Here is a 21,042-nt window from a genome sequence, read left to right as displayed (position 1 = left end):
TGGCTCTGGGAGCGATGGCCAGCCGCCAATCGCTCCCAGGGCTACCATCGATTCAGGATGAGCCCCCGCGTCAGTCCTTCTTCGCGACGGCGACGCGCAGCGACAGCTCCCGAAGCTGCTGCGGGGTGGCCTCCGAAGGCGCGTTCATCAGCAGGTCATAGGCCTGCTGGTTCATCGGGAACATGGTCACTTCGCGCAGGTTCTTGGCGCCGACCAAAAGCATGACGATGCGGTCGATGCCGGCCGCCATGCCGCCATGCGGCGGCGCGCCATACTGGAAGGCGCGGTAGAGGCCGCCGAAGCGCTCCTCGACCGTCTGGCGATCGAGGCCGACCATCTCGAAGGCCTTGACCATGGTCTCCGGCAGGTGGTTGCGGATGCCGCCGGATGCGATCTCGAAACCGTTGCAGACCATGTCGTATTGGAACGCCTTGATGCCCAGCGGCTCCTGGCCGCCGAGCGCGTCGATGCCGCCCTGCGGCATGGAGAACGGATTGTGGGCGAAGTCGATCTTCTTCTCATCCTCGTTCCATTCGAAGAACGGAAAGTCGACGATCCAGCAGAGTTCGAAGCGATCGCGGTCGACGAGGTTCAATTCCTCGCCGGCGCGGGTGCGCGCGGCGCCCGCGAAAGAAACGAACTTCTTCGGGTCGCCGGCGACGAAGAAGGCGGCATCGCCATCGGCAAGGCCAAGCTGCTGGCGCACCGCCTCGGTGCGTTCCTCACCGATGTTCTTGGCGATCGGTCCGGCGCCTTCGAGCTTGTCGCCCTCCTTGCGCCAGAAGATGTATCCGAGGCCTGGCTGGCCCTCGCCCTGCGCCCAGGAGTTCATGCGATCGCAGAAGGCGCGGCTGCCGCCGGTCTTGGCGGGGATAGCCCAGACTTCGGCCTTCGGATCGTTGGCCAGGATGTTGGCGAAGACCTTGAAGCCGGAATCGCGGAAATGATCCGAGACCGCCTGCATCTCGATCGGGTTGCGCAGGTCCGGCTTGTCGGTGCCGTAGGTCCGCATCGCCTCGTCGAAGGGAATGCGGCGGAATTGCTGAGTCACCGGCTTGCCGGCGGCAAAGGTCTCGAAGACGCCGCGAAGCACCGGCTCCATGGTGGAGAGCACGTCATCCTGCTCGACGAAGCTCATCTCGAGGTCGAGCTGGTAGAACTCGCCGGGCAGGCGGTCGGCGCGCGGATCCTCGTCACGGAAGCAGGGCGCGATCTGGAAGTAGCGGTCGAAGCCCGAGACCATGATCAGCTGCTTGTACTGCTGCGGCGCCTGCGGCAGGGCATAGAAGGTGCCGGGATGGATGCGCGACGGCACCAGGAAGTCGCGCGCGCCTTCGGGCGACGACGCGGTCAGGATCGGCGTCGAGAACTCGGTGAAACCGACCTCGCCCATGCGCTTGCGCATCTCGGCGATGATCTTGGTGCGCGCAATAATGTTCCTGTGCAGCGTCTCGCGGCGCAGGTCGAGGAAGCGGTATTTCAGGCGGATGTCCTCGGGGTATTCAGGCTCGCCGAACACCGGCAGCGGCAGCTCCTTGGCCGCCGAGAGCACTTCGATCTCGCGCGCGAAAATCTCGATCTCGCCAGTCGGCAAATTGGCGTTGACGGTCTCCGGCAGGCGCGCTTTGACCTCGCCGTCGACGCGGATCACCCATTCGCCGCGCACGGTCTCGGCGACCTTGAAGGCCGGCGAGTCCGGATCGGCGACGATCTGGGTCAGGCCGTAATGGTCGCGCAGATCGATGAAGAGCAGCCCGCCATGGTCGCGCACGCGATGCACCCAGCCCGACAGGCGGACGGAATTGCCGACGTCGCTCTTTCTCAACTGGGCACAGGTGTGGCTGCGGTAACGATGCATTGTCATTGGTGGAGTCCGGAATTGCGGGCGAAAGCCCGGCTCGAAAATTGGCGCGAAAAGCGCATGAGAGGCCGGCTTTGTCAAGGCAAGCGGTCACACGCAGGCGGGTGCCGCAGATCAGGCAAAGTGGATTTCGACACCCAGGCGCTCGAAATCGGCAAGGATGGCTGAAGGCGCCGTCTTGTCCACCACCAGATGGCTTATCGCGTCGGGCGCGGCGACGCGATAAGGCGCCGCGGTGGCGAGCTTGTCGTTGGTGACGGCGATCACGATGCCGGCGCTATTCCTGGCCATGGCGCGCTTGACCTCCGCTTCCGCCGAATCGAAGGCGGTGACGCCACGCGAGGCATCGAGGCCGCAGGAGCCAAGGAAGAACAGATCGGCGCCAAGCTGCGCCACGGCGGCCAGCGTATCGCCGCCGACGCAGGTGCCGCGATCTTGGCCCTGGTCGCCGTGACGCTTTCGGCGATGCTCCTCGAAGGCGCCAGCATCGACTGGTCGGCGATCTACATGCGCACCGTCTTCGACTCCGGCCCCTTCGTCGCCGGCTTGACCGTGGCGCTGTTTGCCTTCTCGCAGGCAACCACACGCTTTTTCGCCGACTCCTTCGTCGACCGCCACTCGCCAAGCGGGGTCGCGCGCGTGCTCTTGGCAGCGATGGCGGCCGGCGTGCTCATCGTCTTCTTCTCGCCGCTGCCGGCCGTTTCGATGCTTGGCTTTGCCCTGTTGGGCATTGGCAGCAGCGCCCTCTTCCCGCTGGCGATCTCCGCCGCCGCGCAACGGACGGATCCCCGGCGGCGATCAACGTCGCGGCGCTCTCACAGATTTCCTTCATCGCTTTCCTGCTCGGCCCGCCGCTGCTCGGCTTCGTATCGGACCATTGGGGCATCCGCTCCGCCTATGGCATCGGCATCCCCTTCATCGCGCTCAGCCTGCTGACGGTAGGTTCACTTGGCCGGAGGCCGGCCGCGGAGGACATCCATGCGTTTCCGGGCGAGACACCTGCTACGGTCGAGCTGGAGATAGAAATACGGGCCGGCAAGGCTTAGGACACCCTACCCCAATTGGCAGCCCATCTCCTCGGCCGGGTGCAAGGATGTGAAGTTGCATTTGCCGCTGGCGTTGACAGGATCTATGGTCCAAGAAGAGGTCACAGATCCGTGATTGCCTCTCTTTAATGTCGTCCATCCGTCCGCTTATTCCGCTCCTGATTGCCGCAGGCATCCTGCTTGGCGGCAACGGGCTGCAGGGCACGCTGATTGCCTTGCGCGGCGCGCAGGAAGGCTTTTCCGCTTCCGATATCGGCCTGATGGGCACGTTCTATTTCGCCGGTTTCCTGCTCGGCTGCCTAGCCGTCACGCGTATCCTGAAGGCGGTCGGCCACGTCCGGACTTTTGCCGCGCTGGCCGCGATCGCCTCGGTCGGCACGCTGCTTCTGGTGCTCGTCATCGACCCCGTCATGTGGTGCGCGGTGCGCTTTGCCGGCGGCTTCTGCTTTGCCGGCCTGTTCACCGTCATGGAAGCCTGGCTGAATTCCGGCGTCGGCAACAAGGACCGCGCGCGGGTGCTTGCCATATATCGCATGGTCGACATCGGCTCCGTTACCGGCGCGCAATTCCTGATTCCTATCTTCGGCGCCGGCGGTTTCGCCATCTTCGCCGTCATGTCGATGATGATCACCTTTTCGCTGGTGCCGGTCTCGCTCGGGGACCGCTCGAACCCGGCGCCTCCGGAAGACGTCAAGCTCGACCTGCCGCGCGTCTGGCGGATCTCGCCGCTCGGCTCGATCGGCTGCATCGCCGTCGGCCTCACAAACAGCGCCTTTCGCACGCTGTCGCCGGTCTATGCCGAGGAGATCGGCATGTCGGTTGCCGATGTCGTGACCTTCGTCAGCGTCGGCATTTTTGGAGGCGCCCTCATCCAATATCCGCTTGGCTATCTCTCCGACCGCCGAGACCGGCGCTCGGTGCTGTTGGCGACGACGTGCTGCGCATTGCTTGCTGCGCTGGCGCTGGCCTTCGTGGCGCGCGCCGACCCGTTCCTCAACTTCATCATCGTTTTCATCTTCGGCAGCTTCGCCATGCCGCTCTATTCACTATCGGCCGCGCATGCCAACGACCGCGCCGGCAAAGGTGAGTTCGTGCTGATCAACGCGGCGTTGATGCTGTTCTACTCCTTCGGCGCGATCGGCGGTCCGATTGCGGCCTCGGCGGTGATGCAACATTTCGGGCCGAGCGCGCTGTTCGTTTTCAACGCCCTCGTCTATGCCGTTCTCATCATTGTGATCCTCTACCGCATGCAGGTGCGGTCGAGTGTGCCGGCCGGCAGCCGCAGCCGCTTCACCGCGCTTTTGCGCACGTCGACGCTATTCGCGCGGCTGGCGCGGCGGGGTGGCGATTCAGACAAGCAGGATTAGGCGTTTCAGCGTTTCGCGGACACGCCGAACCGCTCTATCTCTTTGATTTTACGCAATTACGGACGGAAAACTGTTCGTCACTTTTCCTGGAATTGCTCTAACTGCGGCTTGACGAAAGCGCTTGCGGCTGAAATTGAAGAGGCCTGATATGATGCCAAAAGCGAATTGATGCACGTCATCACCACCCAGAAAGAACTCGATAGCGTCATCGCGGCGTTCGAAAAGTCCGAATTCGTAACCGTCGACACCGAATTCATCCGCGAAACGACCTTCTGGCCGATCCTCTGCCTCATCCAGATGGCCGCGCCAGGCGTGACGGCGCTGATCGATCCGCTTTCGCCCGACATCGACCTCAAACCCTTCTTCCGGCTGATGGCCAACGAAGCGGTGGTCAAGGTTTTTCACGCCGCACGCCAGGACATCGAAATCATCGTTCATCTGGGCGACCTGGTGCCGCATCCGGTGTTCGACACGCAGGTGGCGGCCATGGTCTGCGGCTTCGGCGACAGCGTCTCCTACGATCAGCTGGTGCAGCGCATCACCGGCGCGCGGCTCGACAAATCCTCGCGTTTCACCGACTGGCGGCACCGGCCGCTCTCCGACAAGCAACTCGAATACGCGCTCGCCGACGTCACCCACCTGATCAAGGTATATGAGCACCTCAGCGCCGAGTTGAAGCGCGAGGACCGCGCCCATTGGCTCAATGAGGAGATGGACGTCCTCACCTCGCGCCAGACCTACGATCCGCATCCGGAAGATGCCTGGAAGCGGCTGAAGATGCGGTTGCGCAAGCCGCAGGAGCTGGCGATCGTGCAGGCGGTGGCGGCATGGCGCGAACGCGAAGCGCGCGAGCGCGACGTGCCGCGCGGCCGCGTGCTCAAGGACGATGCGATCTACGAAATCGCGCAACAGGCGCCGCGCGACGCGACTGCGTTGGGGCGGCTGCGGACGACGCCGAAGGGCTGGGAGCGTTCGGCGACGGCAACCGCGCTGCTCAGCGCCGTCAACACCGCCCTTTCCCTTCCGAAGGAAGCGATGCCCAAGCTGCCGAAGACGTTCCAGCCGCCGGAGGGCTCGAGCGCGGCGGCGGAACTGCTCAAGGTGCTGCTCAGGATCGTCGCCGAGAAGGAAGGCGTCGCCTCCAAGGTGCTCGCCTCGAGCGACGACATCGACCGCATCGCCGCCGAGGGTGATGCCGCCGACGTGCCGGCGCTGCAAGGCTGGCGGCGTGCCGTGTTTGGCGAACAGGCGCTTAGACTGGTGCGCGGCGAGATCGGCATCAAGTTCGACAAGCGCAGGATAGCGGTGTTCGACCTTTAAAGCGCGTCGCGCCGAAACGCATTCCGGCAACCGCTTCAAATACTTGAATTTCATGGCGTGTCGTTGTCCCAGAACCGCGCACGCTTCTGGGCGACATGCATCAATCTACACCGCCCCAAGCAGGTGCAGCGCGAACCAGATCCAGGCGACGAGAAGGATGCCCGCGCCGAGGAAGAAGGCGCGGCTGCGGTGCAGCAGATAGTTTCTGGTGAGATGCACCCAGGCGTGCACATAGCGCGTGACGACGAAGAGCCACATCAGCGTCAGCGTCAGGTAATTCACGCCATTGGTAACGAACAGCGCCAAGCATAGCACGTGAAAGAGGACCGGCAGCTCGAACTGGTTGATGAGGTTGTTGGCGACGGTAACGCTTGAGGCCGGCTCGGTCGAGCGGACCTTGTACTGGCTGATCTTGGCCTCGCCGGACTTCACGGCAAGATAACGCCGCTTCAGCATCACCAGATAGACGATGTAGACCAGCAGCACCTGCGCCAGCATCGGCCAGAAGATGGCGGTCTGGTTCATCTTGCCCCTACCGTTTAACGCCGCCGCTGCCCGGCAAGCGCCAGGACCGCAACGACCGCGAAGGGGATCGCCAGAAGCGTGAACTTTGTCACGGTCAGCGACGAGGCGAAGGCCAGCGAGTCGGGATTGGCCGACTGGAAATCCGACAAAAGCCGCGCCACGGCGAAGTTCTGCGCGTAGTCGGCGATCGTATAGGGCAACACCAGGACCAGTGCCGACAGCGCCTTCAATTGCGCGGGCATGGAGCGGAAAGTGCTCAGCCGCCTGCCGAAGGCCAGGATCAGGCTGAGCAAGGTGAGCGACAGCAGCGCCGGGAAGAGCAGATCAAACGTCAGATAATGCCAAACGATGATGATCTCGCTGCCGCGCCGGCCGAGCGCCGTCAGCCATGCCATGCCCTCATCCGGCGTGAAGCCGGTAACACGCATGTCGAGCGAAGGAAGCCCGCCGCTCAGGTGGCGGAAATAAAAGAACTCGAGCGCCGTCATGGCGATGAAGATCGCCGCGGACCCAATCGAGAGCGCCGCCGCGTGACGCGACAGGCGCAACACCGTGACGATCAGGTTGCGCCATAGCCCCAAGCGATCCGGCCGCTCGTCCGCCTGATCAAAGTCCGCCCGGATAGTTCGGGCTTTCGCGGGTGATCGTGACGTCATGGGCGTGGCTTTCACGAAGTCCGGCGTTTGATATGCGCACAAAGGTGGCGCGTTCGCGGAACTCGGCAAGATCGCGCCCACCGACATAACCCATAGCGGCTTTCAGGCCGCCCGCAAGCTGGTGCAGCACGCCAGCCACAGGTCCTTTGTAGGGAACCTGGCCTTCGATGCCCTCCGGAACCAGTTTCAAGGTGTCGCGCACCTCGGCCTGGAAGTAGCGATCGGCCGAGCCACGCGCCATCGCACCGACCGAACCCATGCCGCGATAAGCCTTGAAGGAGCGGCCCTGGTGCAGATAGACCTCGCCCGGGCTCTCGTCGGTGCCGGCAAGCAGCGAGCCGATCATGGCGGCACTTGCGCCGGCGGCGAGCGCCTTGGCGAGATCGCCCGAATATTTGATGCCGCCATCGGCGATGACGCTCACGCCCGACTTCTCAGCCGTCTCAACCGCCGACATGATCGCCGAGAGCTGCGGCACGCCGACGCCGGCGACGATGCGGGTGGTGCAGATCGAGCCCGGACCGATACCGACCTTGACGGCGTCGGCGCCGGCATCGATCAGCGCCTGCGTGCCCTCGGCGGTGGCCACGTTGCCGGCCAGGATGCGCACCGAATTGGAGAGCTTCTTCGCACGCGTCACCGCGTCCAGCACGCGCTGCGAATGGCCGTGCGCGGTGTCGATGACCAGAAGGTCGACGCCGGCATCGATCAGGCGCTCGGCGCGCTCGAAGCCGTCGTCGCCGACGCTGGTGGCGGCCGCGGCGCGCAGCCGCCCCTGAGCGTCCTTGGTGGCGTGCGGGTTGAGCTGCGACTTCTCGATGTCCTTGACGGTGATCAGGCCGACGCAATTGCCCTTGCGGTCGACCACCACCAGCTTCTCGATGCGACGCTTGTGCAACAGGCGCTTGGCCTCGTCCTGGTCGACATTCTCTTTCACCGTGATCAGGTTCTCACGGGTCATCAATTCGTAGACCTTCTGCGACGGATCGGAGGCGAAGCGCACGTCGCGGTTGGTGAGGATCCCGACCAGCCGGCCGACCGTATGACCGCCGGTGCCGCCGTTCTCGACCACCGGAATGCCGGAAATGCCATGAGCGCGCATCAGTGCCAGGGCGTCGGCGAGCGTGGCGTCGGGGCCGATGGTAACGGGATTGACCACCATGCCGGATTCGAACTTCTTCACCTGCCTGACCTGCTCGGCCTGCTCGGCCGGCGAGAAATTGCGGTGGATGACGCCGATCCCGCCGGCTTGCGCCATGGCGATCGCCAGCCTCGCTTCGGTGACCGTGTCCATGGCGGCCGAGAGGATCGGCACGTTGAGGTCAATGTCGGTGGCGATGCGGGTGCGGATATCGGTCTCGCCGGGCATGACCTCCGAATGGCCGGGCTGCAACAGCACGTCGTCGAAGGTCAGCGCCAATGCGCCGGTGGACGTCTCGATGATTTTTGCCATGGCCAGTCCTTTTTGAATGCGGAAAAGGCGCTGGGCCGAAATGGCCAGCGCCGACTCTCATCTTCCCTTTCAGGATTGGCGCTGGCTGGTAACACGTCCCGCAGGCGATGAAAAGCCGATCGTTGCGAGACGCTTCAGGTTCCTATTCCGCACCTAGGAGAGCATCCAGCAGAGCGTGCCGCGGCGATGCAAAAGGATTGACGACGGTTACACCGCCCCAGGTAAAGCCATCCTGCAGATCTTCCGACAGGAGTAGCCGGCAACCCGTTTGCGAAGCAGTCGAAAGAATGACAGCATCCCAGATGCCGAAACGATGGTCTGCCGCAAGATCGACAGCCTTCATCATCACTTCCGGCGTCGTTCCGGCAACCGCGAAGGCGTCGCTCCAGCTAAGCAGCTTATCCCGAGCTTCCTGGGAATGTCTTCCGGCCTTGCGGACGAGAACATTGAACAGTTCGCCCAGCACCTGGACCGGAATGACCGCGGCCTCTCGTGGAACGTTGCGTAGCAGTTCGATAACGGCGTCGCGCTTCTCCGCGTTGTTAACGCCCTCAGCATAGGCCAGGACGTTGGGGTCGATGGCGACCTTCACCGATCGTCCTCATAAAGTTCATCGCGGATCCAGTGTCCGGCATTGAGGATCGGCTGCCGTTCGAGGCGCGACAGCAATGCTGCGTGCGAGCGGGAGGCCACGCCCTCGTGCTTCTGCGCAGGCACGATCCGCGCCACCGGCCGCCCATGGGTGGTCACGACGTAGCTGTGGCCCTCGCGTACATCACGCAGGATGTGGGAGAACCTGCGATTGGCATCGGCTGCCGAAACGGTTTCGTCCATGGCTGCATAACCTGTAGTTATTTTCACTACAATAACCCAGAGGCTCTGTTTATCAAGCGGCGCGCGCGATGATTCCCAGCGAGGGTTGCGGTCGCACAAAAGTGACAGCAAATTAATGCGACATCCGGGCCAATTGGTGGTACCGCCCCGGCGTGCCGGCTCGCCCCCAAAGCCAGGCCCGGAATCGCGAAGTCAAATCAGGGCGTCCCCTTGAACCGCATCATCCCGCTCATCCTGGCGGTCGCACTTTTCATGGAGAACATGGATTCGACCGTGATCGCGACCTCGCTGCCGGCAATCGCCATCGACATCCACACCAGCCCGATCGCGCTGAAGCTGGCGCTGACGGCCTATCTCGTGTCGCTGGCAATCTTCATTCCGATTAGCGGCTGGATGGCGGACCGGTTCGGGGCCAAGAACGTGTTTCGCGCCGCGATCGCCGTCTTCATTGCCGGCTCGGTCGCCTGCGCCTTCTCCAATTCGCTGCCGGCCTTCGTGGTGTCGCGTTTCCTGCAAGGCATGGGCGGCGCCATGATGACGCCGGTCGGGCGCCTGGTGCTGGTGCGCGCGACGCCAAAAAGCGAGCTCGTCGCGGCGATGTCATGGCTGACGGTGCCGGCGCTCGTCGGGCCGTTGGTCGGCCCGCCGATCGGCGGCTTCATCACCACCTATTTCACTTGGCACTGGATCTTTTTGATCAACGTGCCGATCGGGCTTTTGGGCATCTGGCTTGCCACCCGCTATTTGCCGGAAACCGACCCCGCCAAAACGCCGCCGCTCGACTTCCCGGGCTTCGTGCTCAGCGGCCTCGCGGCGTCCGGCATCGTCTTCGGCCTCTCGGTGGTCAGCCTCCCCGCTTTGCCGCCGATCGCCGGCTTCATTACCGTTGCCGTCGGCCTGGTTTCGGGCGTGCTTTATCTGCTGCATGCTCGGCGCGCCAGGAACCCGCTGTTGGCGCTGGAGCTCTTCAGAAACCAGGTGTTCCGCTCCTCCGTGCTCGGCGGCTCGCTGTTCCGCATCGGCATCGGCGCGGTGCCTTTCCTGCTGCCGCTGATGTTCCAGATCGGCTTCGGGCTGACGCCGTTCCAGTCCGGTATGATCACCTTCGTCTCCGCGGTCGGCGCCATCGGCATGAAGTTCGTCACCGCGCTGCTCTTCAGGCTCGCCGGGTTCCGGCGGGTGCTGATCTGGGGATCGCTGATCGCCGCCGGCTCGATTGCCATCTACGGCCTTTTCACCCCCGCAACCCCCTATGCGCTGATGCTCGCGATCCTTTTGGTCGGCGGCTTCATCCGCTCGATGTTCTTCACCGGCGTCAACGCGCTGTCCTACGCCGAAGTATCGACCGCCGACACCAGCAAGGCGACGCCGATCGTTGCCGTGTTCCAGCAGTTGTCGATCGCGCTCGGCGTGGCGCTGGCCGGCGGCATCCTCGAAGTGTCGACTTCGATCCATGGCGGCCCGCTGACGCTTGGCGATTTCCACATCGCCTTCTTCATCGTCGCGGCGGTTTCGGCGGCGGCATCGCTGACCTTCATGCGGCTGGCGCCGGACGCCGGCAATGCGGTGTCGGGACATGGCAAATTGTCGACGCCGAAGACGCTGGAGGCGGTGGGGACCGCGGGGAAATGAGCGCCACCTTTCCCTTCTCTCCTGACAAAGGGAGAAGGTTAGGCGCTACCCCTTGAACTCCTTCGCCAGCAGGTAAAGCTCCACCGACTCGTCGCGCGAGGCCGGCGGCTTCACATGATGAACCGAGCGGAAATTCTGCTTGAGCCGCGAGAGCAGCTCGTTCTCGGCCCCGCCCTGAAAGGTCTTGGCGAGGAAATGGCCGCCGGGCTTCAAAACCTGCAGGGCGAAATCCGCTGCCACTTCGCACAAATGCATGGTGCGCAGATGATCGGTCCGGCGATGCCCGGTGGTGGGGGCAGCCATGTCCGACAGCACGACATCGGGCTGACCGCCGAGCGCCTCTGACAGCTTTTGCGGCGCGTCGTGATCGAGGAAATCCAACTGCAGGATGACAGCGCCCGGCACCGCGTCCATCTCAAGATAGTCGATGCCGACGACATGCGGGTTTTCCGCGCTCGATTTCGTGCGGGCCGCCGCCACCTGGCACCAGCCGCCGGGCGCGGCGCCGAGGTCGATCACCTTCATGCCGGGTCTCAAAAGATGATGCTTGTCGTCGATCTCGGTGAGCTTGTAGGCGGCGCGCGAACGGTACCCATCGGCCTTGGAGCGCTGCACATAAGGGTCGTTCATGTGCCGCTCGAGCCAGCGGCGCGAGGATTCCTTCAGGCCGCTCTTCTTCTTGATCCGGGTCTTCAACACGCGCATGCCGGCCGAGCCCGGCTTCTCTGGCTTCCTGCTCATTGTCGGCCGCGCCCGTCATGACGCCAGACGCCGTCATCGGCCATCAGTTCGCTCAATATGCCTTCGCGCAAGCCGCGGTCGGCGACCCGCAGCCGCTCCGACGGCCACACGCCGCGGATCGCTTCCAGGATGGCGCAGCCGGCAAGCACCAAGTCGGCGCGGTCGGCGCCGATGCAGGGATTGGCGACGCGCTGCTGGAAATCCCAGCCGATCAGTTTTTCCACCATGCGGTCGACGCTCTGACGGTCCATCCACAGCCCGTCGACGCGGCGGCGATCGTAGCGCTCGAGGTCGAGATGGACGCCGGCCAGCGTCGTCACCGTGCCGGAGGTGCCGAGCAGATGGAAATTCGGACTGGCGAGCACATGCGCGAGCCGGTCGCGCCCGTCGAAGGCTTTGAGCCGCACCGCAACGTCATCGACCATGGCGGCGAAGGTCTCGCGCGTCACCGTGCGACCGCCGAAACGTTCGGCGAGCGAGACGACACCCACGGGCAGCGACGTCCAGGAGACGATGTGGTTGGCAAGCTGCGGCGAGCGTTGGCCGCGCGTGAGGTCGATCAATGCGATCTCGGACGAGCCGCCGCCAATGTCGAACAGCACCACGCCGCGCGTTTCGCGCTCGACCAGCGAGCCGCAGCCAGAGACGGCCAGCCGGGCCTCGGTCTGGCGATCGATGATCTCCAGCTTCAGACCGGCCTCGCGCTCGACCCGTTCGAGGAAGTCGACGCCGTTTTCGGCCGAGCGGCACGCCTCGGTGGCGATCAGTCTCGCCTTCCTGATCTTGCGGTTGCGCAGCTTGTCTCCGCAGACCTTCAACGCCTCGACGGCACGGTCCATGGCCGCCTGGCCGAGCCGCCCGCTGGCCGAAAGCCCCTCGCCCAGCCTGACAATGCGCGAGAACGCATCGATGACGCGGAACTGGCCGTGGCGGGCGGGCACCGCGACCAGCAGCCGGCAATTGTTGGTGCCGAGATCGAGCGCTGCGAATACCGGCAGTTCCTGATGCGACGGGCGCGCGCCATTTGGAAGCGACGGTCGCGGCTGGGGGACGATCGGCGCGGGTTCAGGCGCAAGGCTGGCGGGAGCGGCGACGGGCCCCGGCGAGGGTATTCCGCCGTTCTCATCACGTGCGAAAACCTTGCGGCCTCGCCTGCGCTTGCGGCGCTTGCGCGTTTTGCCTTTCGGGTTCTCGCCTTGATTGTCGGCATGTCTTGCGTGCGCGCCCGCATGGCGGCTGAAACGCCCCGCGGGCGGGCCCGCCGGTACCGCCGGCGATGCCCCGGACACGCCCACTGCCGACGCGCCCGCGCCGGTATCGTGGTCTTCCACTTCAATTCCTTTCGGCGCCGCGCGAACCAGCAAGGACGCAGCAGGCACCTCGATTTGTTCAAGTTGAGAACAGACTAGCAGCGCGCTTTGCAATCACCAAGAGCGCATGGCCCGATTTTTGGCGCCGTCACGCAGGGGCCATCTCATGCCGGTTGAATAGCCGGCTTCAATCAGGCATGTCTCAATGAGACTTGGAACGGGTTTGGGCGACATCATAGCAATGAGCTTAATCGCATGACGACGACGCCATGAACTGGACGCGCTATTTCTGGCCGGTCATCGGCGTAGCGGCCGTGGTGTTCTCGCTCTGGCTGCTCATCCATGAGTTGCGCGGCATCTCACTCGACGATGTTTGGGCCGGTATCGTCGCCATCCCCCCGCGCGCCTGGGTGCTGGCGGCGCTGAGCTCGGTCGTCGCCTATGCCTCCCTCGCCGGCTACGACCACATTGCGCTGCTCCATATCGGCAAGAAAGTTTCGTGGCTGTTCGTCACGCTCTGCTCCTTCACCACCTATGCGCTGTCGCACAATATCGGCGGCTCGGTGCTGTCTGGCGCGGTGATCCGCTACCGCGCCTATGGCACCCGGGGGCTGACCGGCCAGGATGTCGGCGTGCTGGTGGCGATCTGCTGGATCACCTTCGTGCTCTCCAGCCTGCTTGTCGGGGGTCTCGTGCTGGTGCTGGAGCCGGAGATCGTCGACCGTTTCACCACGACCCCGCACCACGAGTTGGCAACAGCCGCCGGCCTCGCCATGCTGATCCTGGTTGCGGTCTATGTGTTCTGCAGCTGGCTGCATCTGAGGCCGCTCAAGGTCGGCAGCTTCCAGCTGCATTACCCGGCACTGCCGATCGTGGCGCGGCAATTGCTGATCGGCCCGGTCGAGCTGCTCGCGGCGGCGGCCATCATCTACTTTGCCTTGCCGGCGGCCGGCAATCCCGGCTATTTCGTCGTGCTCGGCGTCTTCATGATATCCTTTTCGGTCGGGTTGCTGTCGCATGCGCCGGGCGCGCTCGGCGTCTTCGAGGTGGTCTTCCTGGCCGGACTGTCGCACATGGATCCGGTCGGCGTGCTCGCCGCACTCCTGGTGTTCCGCCTGTTCTACCTGATCATCCCGCTGCTGATCGGGCTCGGCGTGGTGCTGTTCTTCGAGCATTCGCAATACAGCCGCGGCGAAGGCTGAGCGTCCCCGTGCGGCCCGCGATCGAATGAGAAAAAGGCTGCGGTTGAACTGCGGCGCGGGGTTGACTATTTTCGGATGGCGGCTACAAGGCAGCGCTCGCGGCGCTTGAGCCGCCCGCTTCGCGCGATACCGACCGCGCCTGCTGGGGAATAGGTTAACGGTAGACCAGCGGACTCTGACTCCGTTAGTCCTGGTTCGAATCCAGGTTCCCCAGCCAACGAAATATCCAAGCAGAACAATGCCTTAGATGAAAACATGGTCTCCGGACCGTGGTTACATCACATTTGCAACACGCTCTCACCTAAGCCCTTGTTTTCCGTGCATTGCAAAACATTCCCGCTCACACGGAATGGCGGTGATGTTCTCGGCACGTTCTTGAATTAGCAGGCACTAACGGGTCTGTGAATCCTGTCACAGACGCTCCTGGCGCATCGGCCTAGCTTGTGCAGCGGTGAAGGGAGTGCCCTGATGCTTGTGAACCTTCCTATGCTTATGAACCTTCCTCTAGTCGTAGCTGGTCCCGTTGTCGATTGGTTTGGTCGCCGAGCCGATCAGAGGGCGCTATTGAAGGCAACTGACGATCTGAGCGACTCACCGGACGACATGCTCAGCGACATGGGGATTTCCCGCGACGACATCGAGACCGCGCGCTGGCGGTCCAGCCGGAGAGTGAGCTGACAGAAAGCCCGGAAGCCGGATGCTAGCCCTGCTCTGGTGCACATCGCCATCGCTCCCATGCGAAGCGCCCGCTGCGTTGCCGCAGCGAGCGCTCCAGTGGTCCCCGCATCCCTCGCAGCCAAGACGGTACGCCTCGGTAAGAGGGATCATAAGCGCGCCCTAGTTGAAGCGCTGCATATTCAGATTGCGTGACATTTCTGCCACTAGAGACAGGAAGGCCGGCCGGCATTCAACCGTAATGGAACTTCGGCTTTGGCTCGGTGCCCTTGAATTCAACGCCTACGCGATCACTCTTGCGCCATCGAACAACAGTCCTGTAGGCGATCCCATCAACTGGTACGCAAAGCAGGCATTTATGGTCTGGCCCGAGCCGTTTCACCAGTGCGGCAACGTCCAATACCGCCGACCGCCGGCAAGTGAGGCAATAGACAGAAAGACCCGTCCCGGCCTCCAGCTTTTGCCGAGTGTGTCTTCCGTGAAGGGAAATTTCATTGTCATGGCGATCCTCGCAAATTGGGGTCGCCGCACCGGTGAGGATTATTCCTGATCGCCAGGGCGATTGCCAAAGAGGTTACGCGATCACACGATGTCCTTTTGAGGTAGAAATTAGCTATCTTGCATATGCGGCGGACCACTAGTCGCTAGGCCGGCGCCGGGCTCTCAGGCAATTCTCCCCCACGAGAAAAGGCGCCGGTCACCTTAGCCCGCCGCTGGGTGTGGGGGCACACCGAGCGCAGGGCCACGAGCGGCCGATGATCAGGATCAGCAGCGCCAACACGATGAAGGTGTAGGGCCGGCTGAGGGCAATGCGAACGAGTGCAATCATGAAATAATGCCTCAGGCGAACCAATGACGCGTGTAGGTCGCCTCAACCCTTCAGGTTTTCTTACTCACACCATTCGGCAACCGAACGGCTGCCTAGGCCGGCTCAGCGTAGATGCCACCAGGCGGAAGGGCCTTGAGCTTGGTTGCGTCGTATGTGTCGTCAAACGCAACGTAGAAGGTTCCAGACAGGATCGTCGCGAAGCGGGAATCGAGGTGCGACAGCGGCATGACGTGTTTGTGCGGCTCAAGCCGCAGCAACACGGCATGCAATCCAGGCTTCGTCGCATTCACATGGAGCACCGTACCGCTCTGGCCGTTGACCCGGGACATGCCGGTCGTCTCGGACGTGCTCGTGGTGATGGAGGGTTCCCGGGGCCTCGCAACAACGAGTGGCATTTGAGCGTCCGCTGCCTGGACTGCATTCATTCCCCCTGGCGACAGCAAGGCCATGGCGAACATCAGGTACCGGAAAGCCGACTTCATCGATCGCTCCTTGGTCGAAAGGCAACTCTTAGGGGAGCCGACCAACTCCCTATTCAACTTCCCTGGGCAAGCAGTGCCTTCTGCCTCCAGCCCGCAATCGAGGTCCGCTGCAGCGTGGGCCCGATCGCGCGTTCCCGACAGGCATCGATGTCTGCTCCATCGGTCGTCAGGCACGCAGCCCTGCTTCGCTGGTGGCGTTGAGAGCAGAGGCGTTCTGAACGAACCATCGCCCAAAAAGGTTGTACGCGGCCAATTTGGAAAACGCAGAAACACTCATCACCACGGTGAATAATGTGCGGCTTCAGGCTCAACCGGCTGGTCGGTCTTCCAAGCCAATATGCTGCAGAGGAACGCCACTCGCGTGCGCAGGGCGGCGAGCGGCCGGTGGATCAGCAGCAGGAAAGGCTCTCTTCCGCTGCCGTCTTTCCCCCACACTCATCAAACTACCAGTTCCGGCTTCGCTGCGACCGGGCGCGTTCCTGCCGCTGGAGGATGAGCGGACGACTCCTAGCCGTTGAAGGCGGGCAACGGCTGCGAGACGGTGAGACTTGCGGAATATACCGGCCTGCCGGCTTCGTCATGAACGGCAACGGTCACAGTCTCATCCAAGTCGCTTGAGGCGATTTCGTCTGCAGCGATATCGTGAAGCGCCTTCAGCGCTTCTCGTCGCAGGTCGGTGAGATTGCCGAGGTCGACCCAAGCATCGCCGAGGCTTTGCCCATTTCGGAAGACTTCGAACAGATAGTTCGGCATGCATTATTGTGGGCCGCACGAGCTGCACCCGCATTCAAATTTGAGAGATGGGAAAGCATCCACCCCTCCGAGTGTGAACGTAGCCTTCCCTCGGGTGCGTTCAGGCGGGAAAACCCGCCTTTCTGAAGCCTGATGTGAAAAGCCCGAGCGCGACATGGTCGGCGAACGGGAGATTTGAAATCAGCCGGAGAGTCAGGTCGTGTTTCCTGGTCAGTGCCTCCTCGACTTCAGCGCGCGCCTTCTCCGTCTCGCCCAAATGTGCGTAAGACGCTGCGAGGAAAGCATGGACGAAGAATTGGTCGCCAGCCTTCTGATACGAAGCGACGGCTTCGGAGTACCTTCCAAGCAGGAACAGGGAGCTACCCTTCACCTCCCAGAACCACATCGGTGGTACCGGGTCGCGCAGGAGCGCTGTTTCGAGCACGTCGAGCGCCGTCTCGGCCCGTCCGCCGTAGTTGAGCCAGCTTGCGTAATCCCCCGCTATGTTCACGTCCAGCGGGTTCAACGAGCGCGCTCGCTCGAAATGCACTCCCGCATCGCTGTGTTGGCGCATGTGGGTGAGCACCAGCCCCATGCTCTGATGACAGACGCCATCGCTCCTGTCGAGAGCGAGCGCCGTTCGAGCGGCGTCCCAGGCCTTCTGTAGCGTCCGCAGATCGTTGTCGTACCAAAATCTGCCGACGAGGGCCTGCGCCAGGAAGGCGTGACCTTGAGCGAATGCCGAATCGAGCTTGATACACTGCGCGAAGAGGGGCTCGGCCTTGTCCAGTTCATATCGGTAGAAGTGCGCGCGCCCCTGCAGGTAGTAGTCGTATGCGTCCCAATCGGTCGGACCCTTGCGTCTGCTGCGGCTCGCAGAATCGGCCTCGGCTTGGCCTTCGACCATCGAGGCGATAAGAGCCGCAACCTCGTCTTGCAATGCGAAGATGTCGTTGAGGGCCCGGTCGTACCGTTGGGCCCAAAGGTGGGTGCCGGTGGCGGCATCAATCAATTGTGTGGTGATCCGAATGCAATCACCGAGCTTTCGTATGCTGCCTGCGACGAGGTAGCGAACTCCGAGCTTGCGGTGGGCTTCGGCAGTGTCCAATGCGGGGTGACGGAACTGAAACGATGAATTGCGTGCGATGACGAGCAGGGAGCGGAACCTGGCCAGCTCCGTAATTATGTCCTCGGTTATGCCGTCGCTGAGATACTGCTGGTCCGGATCGCCGCCCGAGTTGACAAAGGGCAGCACCGCGATCAACGGCTTGCCGGGCGGTGGGATCGCTCCGTAGGACGCGCTCGCCACCGGCTCGACAGTCCCCGTGAAGCGGTACCCGAGGCGAGGCACTGTGGCGATCCACTCACCGCCGTTATCAGCCGGACCGAGTGCCTTTCTCAGCGTCGCGATTTGGACGGTAAGGTTGCCTTCCTCAACGGCGGTGCCCGGCCAGGCAGCGTCCATCAGCTCGGCCTTCGTCAGGATCTCACCGGGCCGTGCGGTAAGCGCAGCAAGCAGCGTCAGCCCACGATGCCCAACAGTGATCGGGATCTGGTCTTTAAGAAGCGTCCCCATGTCGGGATCGAGCACGAACGGACCGAAGGCGATGCGACACCGCTGCATTTGGGCATATTAGACGTTTGGAAGTTGTCGGAACAGGCAACCCCCTAAATTCCCGGGCCAAACTCTCCATTCTTCCTAGGTGGTAGTGCTGAAAGACGTCGCGGGTCTCGTCGCCGTCTGGTGTTTGCGTCGGCACTTATGCTACTTGCTGCGGTCCAATCCCACCTTAAAAATGCAACGCAGCCCGGAGCGATCGTAGACCAGCTCAACCCCGCCCGTTCTTTCGCTGTCGAACACTCGCTGCAGGAGTTGCGTACCAAAGCCGTGTTTGCCAGGCACGACCGGCGGGCCGCCTTCCTCGCACCATTCGAGGACCAGAATTCGGCCCCTATCTGCGTATTCCAACCGCCACGAGATCGAGACCGATCCGGTAGGATTGGAGAGCGCCCCATACTTGATGGCGTTCGTGGTAAGTTCATGAATGGCCAGCGCGAAGGAAAGCGCCACGTTCGAGGGCAACCAAACCGGCTCGCCTGTGAGATCGAACCGATCGAGAGAGGCATGCGGGTCGATCGAGGCGGCAATGAGCGTGCTGAGATCGGCACCGCTCCAATTCTCCCGGGTGAGGATATCATGCGCTTGTGCCAGCGAAACCAGCCGGGCCGAAAGCGCCTCCTTTGCGAGCGCGAGGCTGGTTGCGCTGCGCATGGTCTGGCTCGCGATTCCCTGAACTACGGCCAGCGTGTTCTTGACCCGGTGGTTTAGTTCATTGACCAACAGTTGGCGCTGCTCCTCACTCCGTTTGCGCTCGGAGATGTCCAGACTGATCTGGACAGCGCCTATTACCGCGCCTGCCGCATCGCGGACGGGCCGCGCGCTGGAAAGCAGGTAGCGTTGCACCCCGGATGGCAGCGTATAGGCGAATTCCTCACTGTCCGTTTCCTCGCCGCGCATGGCTCTGCTCAGCGGACGGTCTTCCCGGCTGATGGTCTGGCCGTCCTTGTACGCCAGCGTTTCGATCACCAAGTCGGGCGTCCCAAAGGATCTCCGGGACTCCGTCGATAGGCCCATCAGTTCCGCCGCGAACCGGTTGCGGATCACCTGTCGCGCTTGCGGATCATAGGTGAACCAGACCGCCACCGGCGCCGTATCCAGAACGGTTTCCAACTCGCGCGTGCGTTCCGCGATTGCACGGCCGGCTTTGATCATGGCTTGGGCAATCGTGTCGAACTCGGCGACAGACGTCGACATAGGTTTGACCTCGCTCCCTTTGCCGAGCGCATCGGCGCGCGCGGCGAGGTCGACTGTCGCCTTGGTGAAGGTTTTACCGACCACGTAGCCCAGAGTGAGCGAAAAAAGCAGCGCAGTTAGGCCTGTTGCGCCAATCTGTGCGAGAGACCACCAGAGAGGTGCCTGAACATCAGAAAGCGGAACATTGGCGGTGTAGAACCAGTCCGAATAGGGCGATCGATAGTACCCGGCCAGCAGCGTGGTGCCTTCGAAATTGCGAGATCGGAACGTACCGGAGCGGCCGACGACCTTTGCTAAATATTCCGGCAAACCGGGCTTGCCGGTCACCTCACCATGCAACTTGGACCTTGCAACGTAGTTGCCCTCACGATCACCGACAGCGACCGTCCACCCCGCTGGGACCGCGGGCAGCATAGCAAGGCGAATGCGTTCCGTCGGGACCGACATCGAAAGCAGCAACGACTGGCCTTTCGAGCCCGACACTTGTCTGGTGACCGCGATCCGGTATGCGTTCGATCGCGGCGCGGCGAACACGTTGCTGACCAGCACGCCAGCAAGATCCAGGTGCTCGCGCTCCTCGGGCGTCAGCGGTTCGGCCGAAGGCTCGGAGCCCTTGGCGGATTGAGTGCTTGCCAAGGCGCGGCCACCGAGATCACGCAGCGTGATTACCTGATCCGTACCCTGGACGAGGCGGCTCGCCTCGTTGCTAAAAGCCTGCAGATCATCATTGGCGAGAGCAGGCGACTTGGAGAGCCCTTCCAGAAGGGTCTTGAGATTGACGAGTTCGCCATCAACGACCAGCGACACCTGACGAGCAATCCAAAGCGCCTCCTGCTCGATACGAGACTGCTCATGCAGGGCGTAGGCAACGAACAGATAGGCAGCAAACAGCCAGACCGGCAACACGGCCGCTGCGATTAGTCCAAGCAGATGGGCTCGTACCGATCGACGAGGCAAATCTGTTTCCCTGTCTTCCCCAATACTGCAAGCTTAGCCGCAAGCTGGCGAACGACAAGCTTGGATTAACACTGCTGAACATGGCCAAGTTCGAAGGCAGCTTGGCGCCAGACAATGCGGCTAAGCGAAAATCACTGAGTTGCAAAGAGTCCCGCCCGAGGGGTGGACAGAGGAGCCACGCGGGAACCAGAGCTTGGTTTTGCCGTCATTTCCGGCTCGGCGGGCCAGCGTATCTCGTCGCCTTTCATTCGAGGGACGAAAAGGTGACGTACCCCTTCGCCGGCAAGACGGTACGCCTCCCTAGATGGATAATAAGCGCGCCCGAGCGCGGGGTCAGCCCGAGCGGTCTGCGCTACAGCGAACGCGATACCGTCGGGATGGCGGCAGACTGACAATTGCCGGCTTGGTCTTGCATGCGCCGCTGCGCTGAACCAACAGGAGTTTTCTGGATTGCTCGACCAGTCTGGAGCTCTTGGCAATCATCACTCGCGTCTGGTCGATCAGCTCTAGATAGCGCATCTCCTGCTGGCGGAGTTGGATCAGCAAGCGGCGACGATTTTCCCTCTTCATTGCCTTCATCAGATTCCCTTCTCATCATCCGACCG

The 21,042-nt window shown here is 62.8% G+C and carries 19 protein-coding genes, 1 tRNA gene and 1 pseudogene; 6 read left to right on the top strand and 15 right to left on the bottom strand.

Annotated features, from left to right (window positions below; translation table 11 throughout):
• Nucleotides 1–70: 70 nt before the first annotated feature.
• Together aspS and EOD29_RS13240 are read right to left on the bottom strand one after the other, a co-directional pair.
• Complete coding sequence (gene aspS / locus EOD29_RS13245; protein WP_164763764.1) at nt 71–1,858, bottom strand: aspartate--tRNA ligase; 1,788 nt, start codon at nt 1,856–1,858, stop codon at nt 71–73.
• Nucleotides 1,859–1,975: 117 nt separating this feature from the next.
• Nucleotides 1,976–2,257 carry a hypothetical protein gene (locus tag EOD29_RS13240; protein ID WP_245475333.1) on the bottom strand — a complete coding sequence of 94 codons (282 nt, stop codon included), beginning with the start codon at nt 2,255–2,257 and terminating at the stop codon, nt 1,976–1,978.
• Nucleotides 2,258–2,368: 111 nt separating this feature from the next.
• Here EOD29_RS13240 and EOD29_RS13235 point away from each other — a divergent pair, with 111 nt between their 5' ends.
• The 3 genes from EOD29_RS13235 to rnd all read left to right on the top strand — a co-directional run bounded on the left by EOD29_RS13235 (nt 2,369) and on the right by rnd (nt 5,594).
• Nucleotides 2,369–2,797, top strand: a complete 429-nt coding sequence (locus EOD29_RS13235) for an MFS transporter (protein ID WP_245475332.1) — start codon at nt 2,369–2,371, stop codon at nt 2,795–2,797.
• Between the two features lie 238 nt (nt 2,798–3,035).
• The gene (locus tag EOD29_RS13230; RefSeq protein ID WP_127246928.1) at nt 3,036–4,274 is read left to right on the top strand and encodes an MFS transporter; all 1,239 of its coding nucleotides are present in this window, start codon (nt 3,036–3,038) and stop codon (nt 4,272–4,274) included.
• 168 nt (nt 4,275–4,442) lie between these two features.
• The gene (gene rnd, locus EOD29_RS13225) at nt 4,443–5,594 is read left to right on the top strand and encodes a ribonuclease D (protein ID WP_127246927.1); all 1,152 of its coding nucleotides are present in this window, start codon (nt 4,443–4,445) and stop codon (nt 5,592–5,594) included.
• 105 nt (nt 5,595–5,699) lie between these two features.
• Here rnd and EOD29_RS13220 read toward each other — a convergent pair whose 3' ends face one another.
• The 5 genes from EOD29_RS13220 to EOD29_RS13200 all read right to left on the bottom strand — a co-directional run bounded on the left by EOD29_RS13220 (nt 5,700) and on the right by EOD29_RS13200 (nt 9,062).
• Nucleotides 5,700–6,119: an MAPEG family protein gene (locus EOD29_RS13220; protein WP_067000646.1), complete on the bottom strand. Its 420-nt coding sequence runs from the start codon at nt 6,117–6,119 to the stop codon at nt 5,700–5,702.
• A 14-nt stretch (nt 6,120–6,133) separates the two neighbouring features.
• Nucleotides 6,134–6,682 (bottom strand): hypothetical protein, encoded by a 549-nt coding sequence (locus EOD29_RS13215; RefSeq protein ID WP_245322393.1) that lies wholly within the window; start codon nt 6,680–6,682, stop codon nt 6,134–6,136.
• Nucleotides 6,683–6,725: 43 nt separating this feature from the next.
• Nucleotides 6,726–8,228, bottom strand: a complete 1,503-nt coding sequence (gene guaB, locus EOD29_RS13210; RefSeq protein ID WP_127246926.1) for an IMP dehydrogenase — start codon at nt 8,226–8,228, stop codon at nt 6,726–6,728.
• A 142-nt stretch (nt 8,229–8,370) separates the two neighbouring features.
• Complete coding sequence (locus tag EOD29_RS13205; protein WP_127246925.1) at nt 8,371–8,820, bottom strand: PIN domain-containing protein; 450 nt, start codon at nt 8,818–8,820, stop codon at nt 8,371–8,373.
• Complete coding sequence (locus tag EOD29_RS13200; protein ID WP_127246924.1) at nt 8,817–9,062, bottom strand: type II toxin-antitoxin system prevent-host-death family antitoxin; 246 nt, start codon at nt 9,060–9,062, stop codon at nt 8,817–8,819. Before EOD29_RS13200 ends, EOD29_RS13205 begins: the two co-directional genes overlap by 4 nt.
• 210 nt (nt 9,063–9,272) lie before the next feature.
• On the opposite strand from EOD29_RS13200, the gene EOD29_RS13195 reads away from it, so the two are divergent.
• On the top strand, nt 9,273–10,694 hold the full coding sequence (locus tag EOD29_RS13195; RefSeq protein WP_095801253.1) for an MFS transporter: 1,422 nt from the start codon (nt 9,273–9,275) through the stop codon (nt 10,692–10,694).
• 45 nt (nt 10,695–10,739) lie between these two features.
• Here EOD29_RS13195 and EOD29_RS13190 read toward each other — a convergent pair whose 3' ends face one another.
• Nucleotides 10,740–11,435, bottom strand: coding sequence for an RlmE family RNA methyltransferase (locus EOD29_RS13190; protein ID WP_067329957.1), 696 nt, complete (start codon nt 11,433–11,435; stop codon nt 10,740–10,742).
• Nucleotides 11,432–12,766: a Ppx/GppA phosphatase family protein gene (locus EOD29_RS13185; protein WP_067329955.1), complete on the bottom strand. Its 1,335-nt coding sequence runs from the start codon at nt 12,764–12,766 to the stop codon at nt 11,432–11,434. The genes EOD29_RS13190 and EOD29_RS13185 overlap by 4 nt, the downstream gene beginning before the upstream one ends.
• 248 nt (nt 12,767–13,014) lie before the next feature.
• Here EOD29_RS13185 and EOD29_RS13180 point away from each other — a divergent pair, with 248 nt between their 5' ends.
• On the top strand, nt 13,015–13,947 hold the full coding sequence (locus EOD29_RS13180; protein WP_095824756.1) for a YbhN family protein: 933 nt from the start codon (nt 13,015–13,017) through the stop codon (nt 13,945–13,947).
• A 143-nt stretch (nt 13,948–14,090) separates the two neighbouring features.
• A tRNA-Gln gene (locus EOD29_RS13175) sits at nt 14,091–14,164 on the top strand.
• Between the two features lie 690 nt (nt 14,165–14,854).
• Here EOD29_RS13175 and EOD29_RS37155 read toward each other — a convergent pair.
• The 6 genes and pseudogenes from EOD29_RS37155 to EOD29_RS13145 all read right to left on the bottom strand — a co-directional run.
• Nucleotides 14,855–14,974, bottom strand: a pseudogene (locus EOD29_RS37155) (PilZ domain-containing protein); the annotation flags it as partial.
• 569 nt (nt 14,975–15,543) lie between these two features.
• Nucleotides 15,544–15,933: a hypothetical protein gene (locus EOD29_RS13165; RefSeq protein ID WP_127246923.1), complete on the bottom strand. Its 390-nt coding sequence runs from the start codon at nt 15,931–15,933 to the stop codon at nt 15,544–15,546.
• A gap of 507 nt (nt 15,934–16,440) precedes the next feature.
• Complete coding sequence (locus tag EOD29_RS13160) at nt 16,441–16,686, bottom strand: hypothetical protein (RefSeq protein ID WP_067000612.1); 246 nt, start codon at nt 16,684–16,686, stop codon at nt 16,441–16,443.
• Between the two features lie 100 nt (nt 16,687–16,786).
• On the bottom strand, nt 16,787–18,256 hold the full coding sequence (locus tag EOD29_RS13155; protein WP_245475331.1) for a winged helix-turn-helix domain-containing tetratricopeptide repeat protein: 1,470 nt from the start codon (nt 18,254–18,256) through the stop codon (nt 16,787–16,789).
• A 174-nt stretch (nt 18,257–18,430) separates the two neighbouring features.
• Nucleotides 18,431–20,386 carry an HWE histidine kinase domain-containing protein gene (locus tag EOD29_RS13150; protein WP_245475330.1) on the bottom strand — a complete coding sequence of 652 codons (1,956 nt, stop codon included), beginning with the start codon at nt 20,384–20,386 and terminating at the stop codon, nt 18,431–18,433.
• Nucleotides 20,387–20,770: 384 nt separating this feature from the next.
• Nucleotides 20,771–21,016, bottom strand: a complete 246-nt coding sequence (locus EOD29_RS13145) for a hypothetical protein (protein WP_095824759.1) — start codon at nt 21,014–21,016, stop codon at nt 20,771–20,773.
• Nucleotides 21,017–21,042 lie beyond the last annotated feature (26 nt).

Origin of the sequence: Mesorhizobium sp. M1A.T.Ca.IN.004.03.1.1, from assembly GCF_003997555.1 — a bacterium.
Classification (GTDB): Bacteria; Pseudomonadota; Alphaproteobacteria; order Rhizobiales; family Rhizobiaceae; genus Mesorhizobium.
This window is presented reverse-complemented; position numbering and strand designations above follow the sequence as displayed.

Excerpts from the sequence above, each read along its gene's own strand:
- aspS (WP_164763764.1), bottom strand. The coding sequence starts at position 1,858 with ATGCATCGTTACCGCAGCCACACCTGTGCCCAGTTGAGAAAGAGCGAC.
- EOD29_RS13235 (WP_245475332.1), top strand. The coding sequence starts at position 2,369 with ATGCGCACCGTCTTCGACTCCGGCCCCTTCGTCGCCGGCTTGACCGTG.
- EOD29_RS13230 (WP_127246928.1), top strand. The coding sequence starts at position 3,036 with ATGTCGTCCATCCGTCCGCTTATTCCGCTCCTGATTGCCGCAGGCATC.
- rnd (WP_127246927.1), top strand. The coding sequence starts at position 4,443 with ATGCACGTCATCACCACCCAGAAAGAACTCGATAGCGTCATCGCGGCG.
- EOD29_RS13220 (WP_067000646.1), bottom strand. The coding sequence starts at position 6,119 with ATGAACCAGACCGCCATCTTCTGGCCGATGCTGGCGCAGGTGCTGCTG.
- guaB (WP_127246926.1), bottom strand. The coding sequence starts at position 8,228 with ATGGCAAAAATCATCGAGACGTCCACCGGCGCATTGGCGCTGACCTTC.
- EOD29_RS13200 (WP_127246924.1), bottom strand. The coding sequence starts at position 9,062 with ATGGACGAAACCGTTTCGGCAGCCGATGCCAATCGCAGGTTCTCCCAC.
- EOD29_RS13190 (WP_067329957.1), bottom strand. The coding sequence starts at position 11,435 with ATGAGCAGGAAGCCAGAGAAGCCGGGCTCGGCCGGCATGCGCGTGTTG.
- EOD29_RS13180 (WP_095824756.1), top strand. The coding sequence starts at position 13,015 with ATGAACTGGACGCGCTATTTCTGGCCGGTCATCGGCGTAGCGGCCGTG.
- EOD29_RS13165 (WP_127246923.1), bottom strand. The coding sequence starts at position 15,933 with ATGAAGTCGGCTTTCCGGTACCTGATGTTCGCCATGGCCTTGCTGTCG.
- EOD29_RS13160 (WP_067000612.1), bottom strand. The coding sequence starts at position 16,686 with ATGCCGAACTATCTGTTCGAAGTCTTCCGAAATGGGCAAAGCCTCGGC.
- EOD29_RS13145 (WP_095824759.1), bottom strand. The coding sequence starts at position 21,016 with ATGAAGGCAATGAAGAGGGAAAATCGTCGCCGCTTGCTGATCCAACTC.